This window comes from Rheinheimera sp. MM224 (assembly GCF_947090785.1).
GTDB lineage: Bacteria > Pseudomonadota > Gammaproteobacteria > Enterobacterales > Alteromonadaceae > Pararheinheimera.
The window spans coordinates 4,163,950-4,181,889 of record NZ_OX352320.1; the positions used below are offsets into that span (position 1 = coordinate 4,163,950).

A 17,940-nucleotide genomic window follows, 5' to 3' on the forward strand; every position below is an offset into this window, starting at 1 on the left:
ATGAACTGGTCTGGCTAAATGCATTACTTTGCTGAAATACCACAAGCGCGGCGCAAAAACTCATCATGTGAAAACAGTTTGGCCAAAGGCTCTTGTTTAATCGCCTTGATGCCGCTGAGCATGTCTTTTAGTTGAGTATCAGAGAAGCTGTCTGCCAGAGGGTGATAATCACGTGGCATTAACCCCTGCCCTAACATCACCTGTAACCAGGAAGCATCATGAAATAAATCATGTTGTTCACGGAAAATACTGCCATCGGCCTGAAATAGCTCAATTTTGTGTTTTAGCGAATCAGGGATTTGCAGTTGACTCATATCACGCCAAAACTGACTGTCCCTGCGTTCTGTCACATGGTAATGCAGCAATAAAAAGTCGCGGATATAAACAAACTCGGCTTCAGATTGTTTGTTGTACTCAGCTACAGTCGCTTGTTCAATACCGTTATGTGGGAACATTTTTAACAAACGCACTATGCCAGACTGCACCAGGTGAATACTTGTCGATTCCAGCGGCTCCAGAAAACCACTGGATAAGCCAACAGCCAGCACATTGTGATGCCACTGCTTACGGGCACGGCCGGTTTTGAATTTAATCAGTTTAGGATCAGCCATTGGCGTGCTTTGCAGATTACCCATCAGCACATCCAAAGCTTGTTGTTCGGTGTAATGGGCGCTGCTGAACACCATGCCATTGCCATTACGGTGCTGCAACGGTATACGCCATTGCCAGCCGGCTTCATGAGCTATGGCTCTGGTGTAAGGCAGAGTCTGTTCAAAACGTTCAGTCGGTACAGCCCAGGCCCGGTCGCAGGGTAATAAGTGACTCCAGTCGTCATAACCAACACCTAGTTTGCGCTGTAATAACAAGCTGACAAAACCAGAGCAATCGATAAAAAAATCCCCCTTAACTTCGCGGCCGTCTTTGAGCAATAAACTTTTGATATGGCCGTTAGGGTGTTGAGTGACCTGGTCCACCATGCCTTCAGTACGCACCACTCCCAAAGGTTCGCTGAATTTACGCAGGAAAGCTGCATATAAACCCGCATCAAAATGGTAGGCGTAAGGCAATTCCAGGATAGGGTCTTTGGCCGTGATAGGAGCAAATTTACCTGCTTCAGCACAAAGATAGTTTAAATCGTACTGCCAGATAGGTGTCATATCACCAAATTGTTGCCGCGCCCTTAACCACAAATGATGAAAGTGGCAGAACGTCAGGCTGCGACCGGGCGCACCAAAGCTGTGATAATAACTGTCCCCCTGAGCGCGCCAGTTTTCAAATTTAATGGCCAGTTTGATAGTGGCTTTGGTTTCACGCAAAAACTCTGCTTCGTTAATGCCCAGCACCTGATTCAGCAGCCGAATAGGCGGAATAGTGGCTTCCCCAACACCTACAGTACCAATGGCATCAGATTCCACCAGCTCGATATCAACTACAGCACCCAGTACTTTTTTCAGCAGAGCGGCACTCAGCCAGCCTGCGGTACCACCACCCAGAATCACTACTTTTTTTATTGGAGACATACTTATTCCCTAAAGAAAAACCCAGCCATCAAGGCTGGGTTTTAAACAGAGTTTGTCAGTAGTCGGGCTGTCTTGCAGCACCGACACAACCTCAGCCTGTATTAGAACTTGTAGTTTAAGCCTAACAGGAAGTTACGGCCAAAGCTCTGATACTGAGTCACCTGACGAGAGTCGCCAGGGTTGTTCTGGATAGTTTTTTCATCCGTTAAGTTCTGACCTTGTAATGAAACACGCAGGCCATCCAACGCATCAATACCTGACTCGCTGAAATCATAACCAATCTGTGCATCCCACAACTCGCCGCCCTGATCCATAGTTGGAGCCAGGCTTAAACTCAGACCACGGGTCTCAGTGGCAAACTCATCACGTTTAGTGCCAGAGACACGAACTTCAAAACCTGCACGCTCATAATAAGCCGTCAGAGTGTAAATCTCTTCTGATAAACCTGGTACACGAACAGGACCAGTAACCTCATCTAACTCACCATCCATAAAGGTGGCGCTGGCGACTAAACCAAAACCATCCAGTACTTCGTCGATGATGTCAAATGGTACGCTGGCTTGCAGCTCGTAACCACGGACAAAACCAGTCAAACCATCCTGACGGATATCCAGACGACCTAAGGTAGTTGCCGGAGGTAAACCAGTACTTGTTTCATGGAATCCAGGTATGTAGTAATCAGCAAAATCATTGATTAAGGTAATATTACGGTGCCAGTTTTTCAGATCTTTATAGAAGAAACTTGCCGCAATAAAACCATTGTCATGGTAATAGTTTTCATAAGATAAATCGAACTGGTCAGCTTCTAACGGCTTCAGTTCAGCATTACCTGCGTTACCAGCAAAGGCGCTGTTTAATGGATTAGGATCCAGAATATTGGTGTCGTTAAAGTTAAAGGTCACCTGGCTGTTTGGACGCATATCGTCCAAGCGTGGGCGGCTCATTACTTTAGATACAGCAGTGCGGATAAACTGACTATCTGCCACTTCAAAACTCAGGTTCATGCTTGGTAATACATCAGTGTAATCAGCACCACCGGACACAGGGATCGCATTGGTGTAGCGATCTGCTCCAGAGGAGGCGTTAAAACCAAAACCTTCCTGATCAGATTTCACAATTTGTACGCCGATATTACCAGTCACAGGGATAGAACCTGCATCTGTATTAATATCTAACATACCGTATAAAGTGGTGATCTTTTCATTGATTTCGTAGGTATCACCAAAACGACCATTTTCCAGGAAAGCGGCATCTGTAGCAATGTAATAACCGTTGTTATACAGAGCTAAACTGTCGTACGCCAATACGCCGTTGATACCCACAAAGCTTAAATCTGCCACACCTAATACATCAGGAATAGCGTCAGAGTTTGGCCACACATTAGCGGTCAGGTAAGCACCGTTGTTTATTTTGCTCTTGGTGCGGTCTTTATACACCACACCAGTTTCCAGACCAGTGAAAATACCCCATTCAACTACGCCATTAAATTGCAGACGCACGCTGTCCAGCTCTTCTTCAAAGATTGGTTTATTTACAAAACCATCTTGTGCAGTAGTTGGACCAAAACCATTGCCTGTATCCTGAAAAGCCGGAACCGGCGCTAATGAACCACCCCAGGATTGTGGGCCAGCTAAACGAATGATGGATGGATCGGTCAGATCAACAGGTGCTATCGTTGGGTGATCACCAAACATTGCACCTGAAGGAGTCATTACCCATGAACGGGCAGTGATTGGTCTGTTATCCGGACCTGTACCACCAGCGCGGCCTACACCTGAATAACTTTCCACATCAGTGATGGTTTTATCTACTTTGCCAGTTGAAATATCGAGCTCAGTGGTCCAGTCATCATTGATGTTGTATTCAAGGTTCAGACCAAAAGTTTTCAGCTCAGCGTCTTGTTCACGCGCATCGTTACGGATCACTGAGAAGAAACCATCGTGATAAGCCGCAGTGGCTAAGCCATCCTGAACTTCAGTCACTGTATAAGCACCTGTGCCCCACTCCGCCATACCTTCTTCCAGACCACGACGTACGTCTGTTTCGTTAAAGTCGATATACAAAGCATCAAATTTAATTTTTAAATCATCGCTTGCATCATATTCGAAGATGGCGGCAATAGAATCACGTTCCAACATAGCAGAACGGGTAAAAGTGTCATGACCACCTAAAATCATAGTACCTGCTGGTACATCTACAGGATCTGTATCACGGCGTGGATTAACGAAATCACCATTGTCATCTACAGCCAGGTTAACATTAGGATAACCCCAGCCACGGAACTGCTGTTCCTGACGTGGTGATTCAAGTGAAGATAACACTAAAGCAAAACCTAACTTGTCATCGACAAATTTATCAATGTAGTTGATAGAAGCTTTGTGACCATGATCGTCAAAATCCGGGTTACCGGCTTCCTGATCGTTTTGCTCATAGTTCAGGTTGACTACAAAAGTATCTTCCGCCGTCAGAGGACGTACGGTTTGCAGATCCACAGTACCACCAATACCCTGCGCCATCAGAGAAGCGTCCGGAGTTTTGTAGACCATAGCAGTAGAAACGATTTCAGATGGGTACAGGTCGTATTCAACACCACGGTTGTCGCCCATACCTAATAATTCACGACCATTTAATGAGGTGCCTACGTAGTTTTCGTTAAAACCACGCACAGACAAACCACTGGTACGGCCGTTACGACGCTCACCGGCTAAACCAGGTAAACGTGCTAAAGATTCAGCCACGCTGGTGTCTGGCAGCTTACCAATGTCTTCTGCTGACAACACTTCAACGATGGAGTTTTCGCTCATTTTTACGGCTTGAGCTTTTTGCAGACTGCCACGGAAACCAGTAACACCTATAACTTCAATTTGTTCTTCTTTGGCAGGTGCTGCCTTGTTAGTTGCTTCGGCCTGTTGTGCGTAGCTGTGTGAGCTAACGCCAGCAGTAGCGATAGCCATGGTGAGTATGCTTAACTTAAATTTATTCATGCCTTATCCCCGGATTTGTTTGTTTTTTTGTTTCAGACTTATATCTGTCTGGTTTTGATAGTAGTCTGACCCTACTAGTTAAACTTATCGCCGCCAATGTTCAACATGAATACGTATTCACCTCCTATGTTGACGCCCCTTTGCAGGGCATTTGTGCAATTTTGCATTCTATTGGTGCAAGCAACCCACTGGATCACCTGATTTATTTGAAGGAATGGACCAGAGCCTGCGCTCTAACTTAATGCAAACTTAGCTCAGTTCATCAAAGTTGCAAGCGGCTATGCATTCAGTCATGCATAGCCGCGGCATGCAGACGTTACAGTGCGGTTGGCTCTGCGGTCAGCGAAGAAGAAATTACAGCACGTACTTTCTGGAAAAACGCCGAAAAAAAAGGCCGTTAAAAAAACGGCCTTTCGCTGGAGCTTTAATCTTCCATTTACTCTACTTTAGTAACATTCAACACTGGTGCTGCAGTGTCTGTTGCGGTGAGTGTGACCTTATAATCGGCCTGCTCGGTAATAGGTAGTTTCAGGTTCGAGCCACCTCTTGTCAGCACTTTATCTGTATCCAGACTGACCGTTTGATCCGCAGAGCCAAAATCTACTGTACTCCAGTCAGCCGAAGCTATCTTGAACTCATGATCCGCGGATACAGCAAGATTAAGTGTCACACTGTACACACCAGCACCGTCGTACTGCAGAGGATTAACTTCACCCCAGCCGTTCATGTTGCCTCGTAAATAGACAGTGGTCTCACCATAAGGCACGAATTCAGTCACAGTGAGCACCGGAGCTTCAGGAACGATAGCATTCACTCTGAAGGTATAAGTGGATGTTTTAGGGATGGTGATTTTCAGGTTAGAACCACCACGACTTAAGGTCTTCGCAGCCCCTAAAGTCACTTGTTGATCGGCTGAGCCAAAATCTACAGTGGACCAGTTCGCTGAAGCTATTTTAAACTCATAGTCACCCGCCGCAATAGTGATACTAGCGCTGTAGACTCCATCTCCATCGTAGCTCATCGCATCTGTTTCACCCCAACCATTCATAGCGCCACGCACGTAAATAGTGGTTAACTCGTATGGAGGTATGTCTGCGGCTCCCAGTGTAGCGTCAGCTTTTAAACCTTCACCCTGAGCACCATTCTGAGGTTTAACAAAAACGGCTGCAGTGTAAGCAGGTACAGTAAAAGTACCTTCTGTTGCAGCTTCGGCAAAGCTGGCATCCTGCACCTGACTATCGGCGGAAACCTGCTGCACCTGATGCAACACAAAACCTTTAGCTGTTGCAACTTCATGAGACTGCTCTGCTGCAGTGCCATTAATCACCACCACCACAGCATCGTGATCAGGATCCAAATCGGCTAAGCCTGTGCCATCGTCAATGCTCATCACAATCAAACCAGGTGTCAGATTTTTACCAATGTTGTGAAAACCCACCCGCTGCATCACATCCTGACCCGTTGTTAAACGAAACAGAGGGCTGCTTTTACGAATTTGCAGGAATTCGTTAAAGACATCAGATGAAAACTGAATGTCATCAGCAGCAGCTTTGGTATTCGCTTTGGTTGCAACAGATGCCATGGTCGCCCAATTGGCACTATTGTCCTGAGCCAGTGGTAAACCTACATTCCAGTTATTCGTTTCCTTGCTGAAATCAACAAAGTTAAACCAGTCACCTGCGTCATAGCTGTTGCGGTCCAGCGATTTAGAGCGCAATAAATCATCGCCCATTTGCAGGAAAGGGATACCCTGACTTAACAATGGGATAGCCAAAGCTATGCTGTTCACCCGCACCCGGTTTTCCAGACTCAAATCAACACCGGCATTATGTAGTTCCAGCTGTAATTTATCCCAGATGGCTTCGTTATCATGCTTGGATACATAGTTAATAATATCTGCCGGATCTGTAGCATAACCTGCAGGCTGAGAGTTCCAAATCACACTGGAAGCCGTGCCGGTATTGCCTCTGTAGTCTTTGATAATAAAGTCTTTTAAGGTGCCGGCTAAACCAATTTCAATATAGTTCTGCTGCTGACGTTCACCGTCTTCGCCTTTGCCAGTAAATAAGGCAGCACTGCGCACGCTGTCGCGTAAACGGTCATTAAAAGTACCTACTTCAGTCCCTGCCATATTGGCCTGACGCGCTTGCTCAAACAGACGATCATCAGCCACTTCACCAAAATTCCAGCCTTCGCCATAGAAGTAGGTGTCAGCATCAACAGCTCGCACAGCGTCACGGGCCGCTAAAATACCAGCTTTGGGATGATGCCCCATAATGTCAAAACGGAAGCCATCAAAGCTGTATTCACGAGCTAACAACACTAATGAGTCTTTGACGAATTTATCCATCATTTTATGTTCAATTGCCGTATTTTCGCAGCAAGTAGAACGCTCAATCATGCCGCTGGTTGGATTGTATCTGTGGAAGTAACCAGGCACTATTTTGTCAAAAACTGAGTTATCAAATACAGCGGACGAATTGGTGTGGTTGTACACCACATCCAGCACTACCCGCAGGCCGATGTCGTGCAGAGCTTTATTCATAGCGCGCATTTCTTTAATACGGGCGACCCCTTCAGCACTGGAAGCATAACTGCCTTCAGGCACATTAAAGTGATGTGGATCATAACCCCAGTTAAAGCCATCAGTAGCTCGCATATCCGCCACTAACTGCTGAGCCAGCTCGCCGGATGGTTGATAAGACTTCAGCAAATCCAGTAATACTGTCGCATCGTTTTCATCTGCACAGACTTTAGCTGCAGCGTTAACAGCACATAACTCGCCGACAGTGTCAGTGATTTCAACCCGCTTTGTGGCATCTTCATTAACAGTGGCCATATCTGTGGCAGGCAACATATGGAAATGCGTTACCCCACTTTCAGCCAGTTTTTTCAGATGCAAAACAGGGGCACTTTCCATCTCTGTAAAGGCCAGATATTTACCTCTGTTAGCTTCGCTGACACTAGTGTCACGGATACTGAAATCACGAATATGGCCTTCGTAAATTACTGTATCTTCTGGATTTTCAATAGTCGGAATAGTCTGGGTTGCCCAGCCTTCAGGTTTTAAATCCTCGTCGGCTAAATTAACAAACTGACTGAAACGACCGTTCGTCGACAAACTGACCGAATAAGGATCTGTGCTTTCTACGGTTTCCACTTTTTTGGTCGTCGGGTGATACACCTTCACTTCAAAGCGGTAGAAAGTGCGGTCCAGGTTGGCCTTGGTGCCGCTGTAACTCCAGATCCCTGTCGCGGCATCTAAGGTCATAGCCTGAGTAGAGGTTAGTGTTTTTGCAGCGTTATACAGCTTTAACGCCACACTTTGAGCAGTAGGCGCCCATAACGCAACCTTCACAGCATCACCTTCATAGCGGACACCTAAAGTGGCTTCATCAGCATCGGCTTCAGCACTGGTGTAAAGGTCATCCAGTACTTTCGCTGCTTGCACATAACTGGCGGTTGCAACTTTATTTTCTGTATCATAAGCAGCTAATACCATTTGGTCTTTGACTATAGATTTCGCCTCAGTTTCAGTGACATCGATCTCAAAAGCTGGCCAGTCAGCAATATGAGGTATCCCGGCCTTTTGGGTGTCTGTCAGCTCAGTTGCTACAAGATCAACCGTTTGGCCATTAATCTGGGCATCCACATTGATCTTGAGATCAGCCTGCGCCGTGTGGTGCAGTTTTACTTTTGACGCCAAAGCCCGGTCTACATTCCAGACAAAAGTGTCAGCGTCAATCCAATGCGCTGAACTGTCAGCAATCTGAGCGCCTAAAGAGGCAACAGGGTAGGTGTACACACTGCTTTTGCCATGAAAAGTCCAGGCCATACGTGCCACTTCAGGTACATCTTTTGGACCCACAGAAAACTTAAAGTCGCCAGCTCCCATAGCTTTACCAGCATCGTCAGTACCAATGTGGATAATAAAATTGGCGCAGGCATCAGCAGTTTCTGCGACACCATCTTTTAACTCCAATACCCAATAAGCTCCGTACACCTCATCCACACCAGTGTGCGTCAATCCTTTATCCCATCCTTCAGCAATGGAGACACTTTCATAAGCGTCACAGGCTTCATTATTCCAGGTATGTAACTTGTACCCTTCGTAGTTATCATCCGCTCTGTTGTAAAACAAAATCGCCTGATTCGGCCCCGGATATATTGAAGCTTTAGGTGCGTCCGGATTATAGCCAAGGATACATTCTTCATTTTTGGCATCTGGGAATTCAGGCGCCAGACATTTAATAGGAGGAGGGTCAATACAAGCAGTCCCCGTATCATTTGGGATCTGCGGTACAGAACAGGTCAGCAACTGTTTGCCGCCTTCTACCGAATCTTCTCCTCCACTGCCGCAAGCGGACAGTATCAATGCTGCGCAGCCAATCAGGCCTAGCTTCAAGCCTTGCGTTATAGTCAACATATAGTCGTGCTCCAATCAATTCTTGTTATGAGCACCCGTTCATTAACTGGGTGCTAAAGTCATCACCCGGGTCAGAACGTATAGTTCGCACCAACAAAATACTGGCGGCCAAAAAACTGGATAGTGCCGGTATTGGCTTCTTCGCCAAAATAACTTTTGGTCGGTTCGTCCGTCAGGTTATTCACCTGAAACAGCACACCAAAGTTATCGTTGATTTGATATGAAGCCTGGTAATCAATCACAGTTTCACCGTCGAAGTTCACAGTCTGAGCTTCTACAGCCACCTGTTCAGACACAAAATTGTCGCGGTAACGACCACTGACCCGGGTTTCAAAACCTTCGTATTCCCAGAACAGAGTCGCTGTCATGACGTTTTTCGATAGTCCAGGCAACGTAATATCTATGGTCTGTTCACCTAAGCTGACCTGTTGCTGGATTTCACTTTCTGTGTAGGAGTAGCTACCGCTAAAACCTAAACCTTGCCAAAAGGAAGGTAAAAATTTAAACACTTGGGTATAAGCGATTTCAGCACCACGGATATAACCGCCTTTCTCGTTATTCAACGCAGTAGTGTAATCTCCGGGTTTTGTAGATACAGTTGAACCGTTGTCGCGGACTATAAAATCCGGGATAGGAAAACCTGCAGCTTTAAAGTCAAAATCAGCGATAGTGAAAGTATTGATAAAAGACTCAATATCCTTGTAAAACAGGGCTGCTACAAAAGCGCCATCTGTTTCAGTAAAGTATTTTTCGTAAGAAATATCATATTGAGTGGCGTAAAAAGGTTTCAGGAAAGGACTATTAGACGACGACCCATTCACCTGTCCTGTATCCTCATCTATGGTATAGCTGGTGTTGGATGCTAAACGATCAATAGGTGGACGCGACATCACTTTCGCTGCAGCAAACCGCAGCTGATCACTGTCAGTTAAAGCAAAATTCAGATTCATTTGTGGCAGATAATCGCGGTAGCTCTGGCCTCGTATACTGGGTTTGTATTGTGTATTGACCAATCCAACTTCGTCAGTAATGTTTTGAGCACCTAAAGTGACGTCACCACCTACATTGGTCAGATCCGTTGCAAACTGATCAGTCTCAACCATACGTACACCGAAGTTACCCGTTACTGGAATAGAAAATAACTCAGTATCTATATTGGCCATCAGATAAGCCGCCAATACATCTTCGTACACTTCTCCACTTTGCAGTACAGACCAGGCACGGTCAGGCCCTCCAGGGACTTGCTGGCTTTCGATCACCCCCTGATTTCCTGTGCCCCAGGTTTGTACTGGTTGCGGAACACCTTGCGGAAACCAGGCATTGAGCGCTTTATCCATATCTATGGCTAAATAGCCCGGGAAATGAGAAAAGGCCCCGCTAAAGTTGACAACTTCGACCATATCTTCGGTCAAACGAAGTGGTGGTTGTGAATTTAAAAACGAAGAATCTGAACCATACTCGTACACTGAGCGATCATTGGAATAATCCCTTTCTGAATAACGCACACCAGCTTCTAACGAAGATATAAATCCTTCACTCTCCAGCTCGTACTTGCCATCCAGTTTATAAGCATTGACCTCGTCAGAGTTTACATAAGGGTAAATACCATATTTGCTGACCATCACTTTACTGATATCAGTAAAAGCGTCTGCCTGATTAAAACCAACATCAGGCAGGTTTAAACCATTCAGCTTGTAAACAATTTGCACATTGGTATCCAGTTCTGGATTTGCCACAGTGGCATCTTGAGCAACCAAAGACCACAACAGACCATTTCTGAAGTTACTGGTCGCTTTTGAGTGGGATACATCAAAATTGAAGCTCAACTGATCAGTAGCTGCAAAATCGGCATTAAAACCGAAGCTTTTCACTTCATCTTCATCTGTGTTGTCATCATTTACTAATTCAACACGGGTATGTCCATCTGTTGTCCGGTTAAACACACCACCAGTCAGCAGATTGCCATTAATGATCGGGTTGTTAATAGCAGCAGTGCGTCCTTCCAGTTTTACCCTGAAACCACGGGCAAAAGCTTCAGTATCAAATTTGGATAAAAAGGCGTCCGCTTTTAAGGTTAACTTGTCAGTAGGCACCCATTCCAGTGCTGCCATATAGCCATTACGGGTTTCTTCGCCTCCCCGATGCTGCATCTCAAAACCTTCACTGACCAGCTCCTCAGGGTCATCTTCTGCAGCACCATCTATATCAACCGGAGCGTTATAAGCGAGGCCCACAAACTGCGTTGACACGCTAGGCTGATACAAACGGGCAAAACCAAAAGCCACACCTAAGGTTTCATCTAAAAACTTGCCCTGATAAGACAAACTAAAACGATCACCAGTCTCCTGACCATTGGGGATTTCATCCGCCCTGTCGTTGTACATACCACGGGCATTGACGGTGAAGTTATGCATTTCTTTGGCTTGAAGCGGGCTGGCGGTTTTTAACTCCACTGTACCTGCAACTCCACCTTCAATCAGAGACACTTTAGGAGATTTATACACAGAGGCTGAAGAAATCAGCTCGGACGGATATTGATCAAATTCGATATTACGTTGACCGCTGGTGGATACCTGCTCACGGCCATTTAAGGTTGAAAATACAAAACCGCCCGCCATACCCCGAATGTTGATTTCAGAAGCCTGGCCACCGGTTCTTACTGCTGAAATACCAGGTAAACGTGTTAAAGCATCAGCCATAGAGACATCAGGTAAAGCACCTAAATCGTCTGCTGAAATGGACTCCACCACTGTGTCGGCAAAACGTTTGTCGTTCAGTGATTTAATTAAACTGCTGGAGAAGCCTTTAACTTCAATGACTTCGACTTCTTCTCTGGTTTTGCTGGTGTTCGAACCAGCACTGACCTGCTCTTCCTGCTGTGCGAGTTGCTGGTTTGCTTCTTCTGCACTGATGCTGCAACTAAAACCTGCTGCAGCAATAGCGAGCGTCAGCAAACTATGCTTATAGTTTGACATGCCTCTTGTCCCCGATTTGGATTGTTATAGACATTCCTTGTACAACACAATCAAAGGACGTCCTGGTTTTTATAAAATCTTCCGTGAACAGTTATTAACCAAGCTGAGCCGCCTCACAACATGAATACGTATTCATGACATACGCTAGTCACAAACTGGTGCAGACCAGGCTGTTTATATAAAAACGGGGACAGACAGAAATTTTCGACACTGCAAACATTGCTTTCAAATGTAACGAAAACCATGATTTAAGCAGCGATATTACGAGATGAAAGGGGTTTCATTTCCAAACATTTAATTGCACTAATTTAGGTTAATTGCGGCTAAAGCAGTGCAAAACGCTAAAAAATAAAGGCCACTTGCGTGGCCTTATTCGTTAAATTTACACCCGATACGAAGCAGCCTGCTGCTGCAAACGTGCAGCTAATTGGGCTAATGAGGTGCTGGCATCCGCACTGTGGGTTGCGCTGCGGGTCATCTCGCCGATACTGACGCTAAACTCACTGATATTTTTATTAATATCTTCGGCCACTATGGTTTGTTGTTCAGTCGCAGCAGAAATTTGCACGTTCATATCCACTATAGTGCCAACAGCAGATTTAATATCCTCAAGCACCACTCCAGCTTCCTGTGCATTGGTGACACTGGTGCTGGCGTATTGACCTGATTGCGCCATTGCCTGCACTGCTTCGCGGGCTGAGGCTTGTAAAGTGTCAATCATGGTACGTATTGATTCGGTCGCTTTTTGAGTATTGGTCGCTAAAGTTCGCACTTCATCTGCCACCACAGCAAAACCCCGGCCTGCTTCACCGGCACGAGCTGCTTCAATGGCTGCGTTTAACGCCAGCAAGTTAGTTTGACCTGCTATCGTTTGGATCACCGCCAGCACCGCCGTTATTTTCTCAGACTCGCCATTGAGTTGCTCTATCACCAGGCTGGCGCCGTTCACTACTTTGGATAACTGCTCAATAGAACTGACATTCTGGATGACTTTTTGATAACCCTGCTGGGTTTTATGATCCACATCATTGGCTTGCTCTGACGTTGCCAAAGCGCTGTTAGCCACTTCCTGAATAGCGGCCGACATTTGATTGACAGCTGTGGCTATTAAATTAGCCTGCTGCTCCTGCTCAAAGGCGGTGCCGCTGACCTGCTGGCTAATTTGGCTCATCTCTTCTGAAGCGGCTGCCAGCTGTGACACTGCATCACCTAACTCAGTAAAAAACTGGTGCACACGGCTGATCGTCTGATTAAAAGCTATGGCGGTAATTGCAATTTCGTCAGTACCGGTAATTTGTGCTCTGATCCGTAAATCAGATTTATCTCCAACCACAGAAATAGCCTGTTGCAACTGATTCAGAGGCTTATGAATAGAGCGGTAAATTAACCAGGACAAAACCCCTAAACATATAAACACCAACAACAGCGCAATCACAAAAAGTTGTAGAAAAAACTGATACTGCTCTGCCGCTTCGACCTTAAATTTCTCAGCCTCCACTAACTGCACATCAATTAAAGCCGCCAAAGATGCACTCAGTGGATCAGCCAGTTGATACAGCTCTGTATTAAAGTCTTTCGCACTACGCTGCACTAAGCTGCCATCGCTGATTTGCCCCTGATACTCTTGCAGTTTTTGCCGAAACACTGACATTTGTTGTTTAGCTTTTTTAGCCAATCCAGCTTCTTCTGTGGTTAAAGTCGTTGCCAGATAAGCCTGCCACACCTGATCGGCCAGCTGGCCTTGTTGCTGCAACTGCTGCACAGTTTCAGAAGCACTTATCACCTCACCACGATATTTATGCAACAGATCAACTGAAGTCACGGCATAAGCATCAGCCACCTGCTTAATTTGCTTCAGCGGCACAACGCGGTCTTCATAAATACTGGTGGCTCCATCACTTAAATGGCCCATTTCCCTGACCGAAATCAAACTAATGGTAATTAACACCAGTAATGGCACACAAACCAACAGCAACAAGCGGATTTTTACCGACATTTGATTTAACATTGGGGTGAACTCCTTAACAGATCAGTAACTTAGCGATTTAACTTTCCTATTGAGCATAGCCCAAAACTGGCAGGTTCAACGGATTAACACAAAATGCGCTTTGATTCAGTTGTTGCCTTTTGTCCGGCTTTTCTGGATCATCGGCAAAGCCCCTCAATTTAATGAAAGGATTTTCTAATGAGTGAAACTTTATTGGCCTCTGTGGCTGGTTTTCCTGAATTTATCAGCTTCTTTTTTCTGGCCATTTTATTAATAGCTTTGTTTTGTCGTTTCTACACCTGGATCACACCACAAGACGAACTCGCCCTGATCAAAGAAAACAACAGCGCTGCAGCCATAGCTTTTGCCGGTGCTTTAATTGGTTTTGCTTTGCCGTTATCCAGCGCTATCACCCATTCACTGTCGTTAGCCGACTGTGCTATCTGGGGTGCTATTGCCTTAGTGGTTCAGGTGCTGACCTTTGCCGTGGTCCGTTTTGCTCTAAAACAACTGCCGGAACGTATCAATAAAGGCGAAGTGGCTGCTGGTGTGTTTTCTGCCGGTTGTTCTATTGCCATTGGTTTGATTAACTCTGCCAGCATGACCTATTAATTTGCACAAACTATTAAGGAGTCACTGATGAAACAAAAAGTGCTGAAACGCAGTAAAAAAGCAGCTTTAGTGTTGATGGTGCCTACTGCAACTTTTTTAATGGCAGGTTGTGGTCAGGAAGAGGCGGTGCAAACTGCAGCTTTTGAAACCGTCGACCAATGTGCCGCTTATTACAATCCTGAACAATGTAAAGCTGACTTAGGTCAGGCTTTGGCTATGCATACCCAGGTTGCGCCTAAATACACAGACAAAGCCGCTTGTGAAACGGACTTTGGTGTAGGCCAATGTGAAACACCGGCTCAGGCCGCAGCAACAGCGGGAACAGAGCAAGTACCACAACAAGCTCAAGCCTCCAGTGGCGGCTTTTTTATGCCAATGATGATGGGCTTTTTAGCAGGTCAAATGTTGAACCGTTCAGGCTCACAGTTAAAACAACCAGTGCAGGCTCAGCCTTTGTATAAATCAAGGGACGACCGAAGCACCTTCCGCACTGCAACCAATACACCCGTAGCTAAAGGTGTAGGCCCAACTTATATCAAACCTTCTTCGGTGCAACCTAAACCTGCAGGTATGGTCAATAGAGGTGGTTTTGGTGCTCAGGCGCAAAAACGTTCCAGCTCAGCCAGCAGCTTTGGTGGTTAAAAGCGCATGAAAAAAGTAGCTTGTGACGAGCGACCGGGCTGGCGCTCTTATGCTGAATCTGTAGGTTTTGAGTTTCATACTTTTGATGGCGAAGCCTATTGGGATGAAACAGCGTATTACCAGTTTAACCTGCGCCAGATTGAGCAGGATTTAGAAGAGCCTACCGAAGAGCTGCATCAAATGGCTTTAGGTTTAGTGGACGACGTCATTCGTGATGAAGAAAAGCTAAGGCAATTAGCCATACCAGAAAAATTCTGGGATTTTGTCGCAGACTCCTGGCGCAACAAAGCGCCGTCTTTATACGGCCGGCTGGATTTAGTCTACGACGGCACTGGCCCTGCTAAATTGCTGGAACTGAATTACGACACTCCAACTTCCTTATTTGAAACAGGTTTTTTCCAGTGGGTTTGGCTGGAAGATCAGATTATGCGCGGCAAGGTGCCACAAGGCGCCGATCAGTTTAATTCTCTGCAAGACCAGTTAGAGGCCGCTTTTGCTAATCTGCCTTTGGCCAATCCATTGTATTTTGCTTCTGTTGCCAACAGTATTGAAGACAAAGGTACAGTAATGTATCTGATGGATATTGCCAAACAAGCAGGGGTCGACAGCCGTTTTATCGAACTGGAGCAGTTAGGCGAAGCCAGTGGTCAACTGGTGGATATGGACGGTTATGCCATAGGTGGTTTGTTTAAGCTGTATCCATGGGAATTTATGGTGCAGGAAGATTTTGCTTCCGTCATTTTAAGTAGTGAGACCCAATGGCTGGAACCAGGCTGGAAAATGTTGTTGTCGAACAAAGGCATATTGCCTTTACTGTGGCAAAAATACCAAGGCCACCCGAATTTGCTGGAAAGTCATTTCGAGCAACCAGGCCAAAGCTTTGGAGCTGGTTGGGTACGTAAACCGCTGTTTTCCCGCGAAGGCGCGAATGTTGAATTAGTCACGCTAAGCGGCGAAAAAATCAGTGAACCGGGCCCTTACGCCGACTCGCCTTTTATCCGCCAGAAGTTGCATCCTTTGCCAAAGTTTGGCGACAGCTACACTATGATTGGCAGTTGGGTCGTAGGCAACAGCGCCGCTGGCATTGGCATTCGGGAAGATAACTCCTTGATTACCAAAGACAGTTCACGCTTTTTACCTCATATTATTTTGGATTAACTCCATTCAGACAGGCCAGATTGATGCTGGCCTGTTGTTATCGATTGTGTTTTTATCACTCGCAGAAACAAGATTGAACAACACAGGGCAAGATCACGAAGTTTTTTGAACAATTTCAACTCGTTGTTTGCATGCTTTTGAACTCAACAGGCATGTTTAGTTTTACCTTTTAAGTTAGCCAGTTCGATCGTTAAACAACGGTAAGAAAATTAACACTCACGCCACTGCAGTAAGACCAGCACCAGCTCTATTTTCTGCTCATGACCCCTCTACTGATCTGACCCAAAGATATCTCAGACACATCAATGTGGTTAAAATACATCCAGCTAACAACTGGTGATACACAATATTCTGATAGAGTAAACCTTCCTTCATGGTTGAATGAGGCTGGTTATGTCAGTAATTAGGCATTTTAAAAATATTAGAGTGGTGGTTTGGACACTTTCGATGATGTTCGTTGGATTTGCTCTTGGTCAAAAGGGACATTCAATTGACTTGAAAAATATACTATTTTCAAGTGGGTCAGGAGCATTAGTTGGTTTTATTATTGGTATGGTTATAGAAAAACTTCATCTGAAGGATCGCTAGTCAGAGCAAATTAAAAAATCAATCCCCCCATCGGCCAAGCTACATCCGCTATTTATCCGCTTTTCATCAGCTCAACGTAAGGATTTTCAGTGTTTTAGTTTTTATTCTGTCAGCCTGGATATCAGCTATTTTCAGTCAGACAGGAATATAAGATGAGCCTACTATCAGCGTCAAAACAAATCAACCTGATCATGTTTAGCACTTTATGGCTGCTGGCCTCTTGCGGAGGAGGCGGCGATAACGGCGCGGCACCTGTTAAAGAGGTGAACACCAATTTTCCGGTAGGTTTGCCTGTGCCGGACAACAGATTTGTCGACACTTATTCACTGTTGGTTTTTGGTAACAGCCATGTGCGCTCTCACAATCTGGCCGATTTGATTGTTCAGATGATACAAACAGGCAGGCCAGGTGCAAAAGCTACAGCAGAACTTGCTGCTGGCATTCTTTTTCTGGATGAGCGCTTCAATAATCAAAACGACCTTAGATTGCTGCAATCCAAAACCTGGACACATTTGATCCTGCAAGGACAAAAATATTCCACCAGTGGTATTTACTACTATCCAACAGATAAAACTGTGACCTGGGTAAAAGCCAGTAAAGCACAACAGGTGACTCCCATACTTTTTCCTGAGCACCCTACAGCAGGGAATAAGACAGAAGGCATGAGGGTGCATCAGTTACATCAGTCAATTCAGCAAGAGGAGAGCAGTTGCCTTGCTCCTGTCGGATTAGCGTGGGATAAGGCGCTGGAGTTATACCCACAACTAGCGCTGCACAGCTCTGATGGCAATCATGCGGCTTTGGCGGGTGCATTTTTAACGGCTCTGGTGTTGTATCAAAGCATTACAGGCGATAATGCCGACACCTTACCACAGCTGAGCAACATAGCCTTATCGGCTCAAAGCCAGCAACAGCTGCGCCAGGCTGCAGCGGCAACTTTGCAGCAGTATCCTGCCTGCCCGTTCTAAGCATTAATAGCCACAAAAGACTTAAAATATATTCATGCACTAAAAGAGGATAAAAAACCAACACAAGGCTAAATGAAAAA

10 protein-coding genes are annotated in these 17,940 nt (G+C 45.7%); 5 read left to right on the plus strand and 5 right to left on the minus strand.

All coding sequences use genetic code 11. The annotated features are described in order from the left end of the window. Nucleotides 1-23: 23 nt before the first annotated feature. The 5 genes from OM978_RS19415 to OM978_RS19435 form a co-directional block, all read right to left on the minus strand. A complete protein-coding gene (locus OM978_RS19415; protein WP_264344024.1) occupies nt 24-1,520 on the minus strand; it encodes a tryptophan halogenase family protein in 1,497 nt (498 codons plus the stop codon). A gap of 101 nt (nt 1,521-1,621) precedes the next feature. Further along, entirely contained in the window at nt 1,622-4,504 is a 2,883-nt protein-coding gene (locus tag OM978_RS19420; RefSeq protein ID WP_264344026.1) for a TonB-dependent receptor, read from the minus strand. A 436-nt stretch (nt 4,505-4,940) separates the two neighbouring features. Continuing rightward, nucleotides 4,941-8,930, minus strand: a complete 3,990-nt coding sequence (pulA, locus tag OM978_RS19425) for a pullulanase-type alpha-1,6-glucosidase (protein WP_264344027.1) — start codon at nt 8,928-8,930, stop codon at nt 4,941-4,943. Nucleotides 8,931-9,001: 71 nt separating this feature from the next. Then, nucleotides 9,002-11,905: a TonB-dependent receptor gene (locus tag OM978_RS19430; protein WP_264344028.1), complete on the minus strand. Its 2,904-nt coding sequence runs from the start codon at nt 11,903-11,905 to the stop codon at nt 9,002-9,004. Between the two features lie 382 nt (nt 11,906-12,287). Beyond that, the gene (locus tag OM978_RS19435; RefSeq protein WP_264344029.1) at nt 12,288-13,913 is read right to left on the minus strand and encodes a methyl-accepting chemotaxis protein; all 1,626 of its coding nucleotides are present in this window, start codon (nt 13,911-13,913) and stop codon (nt 12,288-12,290) included. A 177-nt stretch (nt 13,914-14,090) separates the two neighbouring features. Here OM978_RS19435 and OM978_RS19440 point away from each other — a divergent pair, with 177 nt between their 5' ends. From OM978_RS19440 to OM978_RS19460, 5 genes are all read left to right on the plus strand, one after another. Beyond that, nucleotides 14,091-14,504, plus strand: coding sequence for a DUF350 domain-containing protein (locus OM978_RS19440; RefSeq protein WP_264344030.1), 414 nt, complete (start codon nt 14,091-14,093; stop codon nt 14,502-14,504). A 27-nt stretch (nt 14,505-14,531) separates the two neighbouring features. After that, nucleotides 14,532-15,146, plus strand: coding sequence for a DUF1190 domain-containing protein (locus OM978_RS19445; protein WP_264344031.1), 615 nt, complete (start codon nt 14,532-14,534; stop codon nt 15,144-15,146). A 6-nt stretch (nt 15,147-15,152) separates the two neighbouring features. Continuing rightward, complete coding sequence (locus OM978_RS19450) at nt 15,153-16,304, plus strand: glutathionylspermidine synthase family protein (protein WP_264344032.1); 1,152 nt, start codon at nt 15,153-15,155, stop codon at nt 16,302-16,304. A gap of 393 nt (nt 16,305-16,697) precedes the next feature. After that, the gene (locus OM978_RS19455) at nt 16,698-16,892 is read left to right on the plus strand and encodes a hypothetical protein (RefSeq protein WP_264344033.1); all 195 of its coding nucleotides are present in this window, start codon (nt 16,698-16,700) and stop codon (nt 16,890-16,892) included. A 152-nt stretch (nt 16,893-17,044) separates the two neighbouring features. Next, on the plus strand, nt 17,045-17,860 hold the full coding sequence (locus tag OM978_RS19460) for a hypothetical protein (RefSeq protein WP_264344034.1): 816 nt from the start codon (nt 17,045-17,047) through the stop codon (nt 17,858-17,860). The last annotated feature ends 80 nt before the right edge of the window (nt 17,861-17,940 follow it).

Coding starts and splice junctions, on each gene's coding strand:
- OM978_RS19415 (WP_264344024.1), bottom strand. CDS start 1,520: ATGTCTCCAATAAAAAAAGTAGTGATTCTGGGTGGTGGTACCGCAGGC.
- OM978_RS19420 (WP_264344026.1), bottom strand. CDS start 4,504: ATGAATAAATTTAAGTTAAGCATACTCACCATGGCTATCGCTACTGCT.
- pulA (WP_264344027.1), bottom strand. CDS start 8,930: ATGTTGACTATAACGCAAGGCTTGAAGCTAGGCCTGATTGGCTGCGCA.
- OM978_RS19430 (WP_264344028.1), bottom strand. CDS start 11,905: ATGTCAAACTATAAGCATAGTTTGCTGACGCTCGCTATTGCTGCAGCA.
- OM978_RS19435 (WP_264344029.1), bottom strand. CDS start 13,913: ATGTTAAATCAAATGTCGGTAAAAATCCGCTTGTTGCTGTTGGTTTGT.
- OM978_RS19440 (WP_264344030.1), top strand. CDS start 14,091: ATGAGTGAAACTTTATTGGCCTCTGTGGCTGGTTTTCCTGAATTTATC.
- OM978_RS19445 (WP_264344031.1), top strand. CDS start 14,532: ATGAAACAAAAAGTGCTGAAACGCAGTAAAAAAGCAGCTTTAGTGTTG.
- OM978_RS19450 (WP_264344032.1), top strand. CDS start 15,153: ATGAAAAAAGTAGCTTGTGACGAGCGACCGGGCTGGCGCTCTTATGCT.
- OM978_RS19455 (WP_264344033.1), top strand. CDS start 16,698: ATGTCAGTAATTAGGCATTTTAAAAATATTAGAGTGGTGGTTTGGACA.
- OM978_RS19460 (WP_264344034.1), top strand. CDS start 17,045: ATGAGCCTACTATCAGCGTCAAAACAAATCAACCTGATCATGTTTAGC.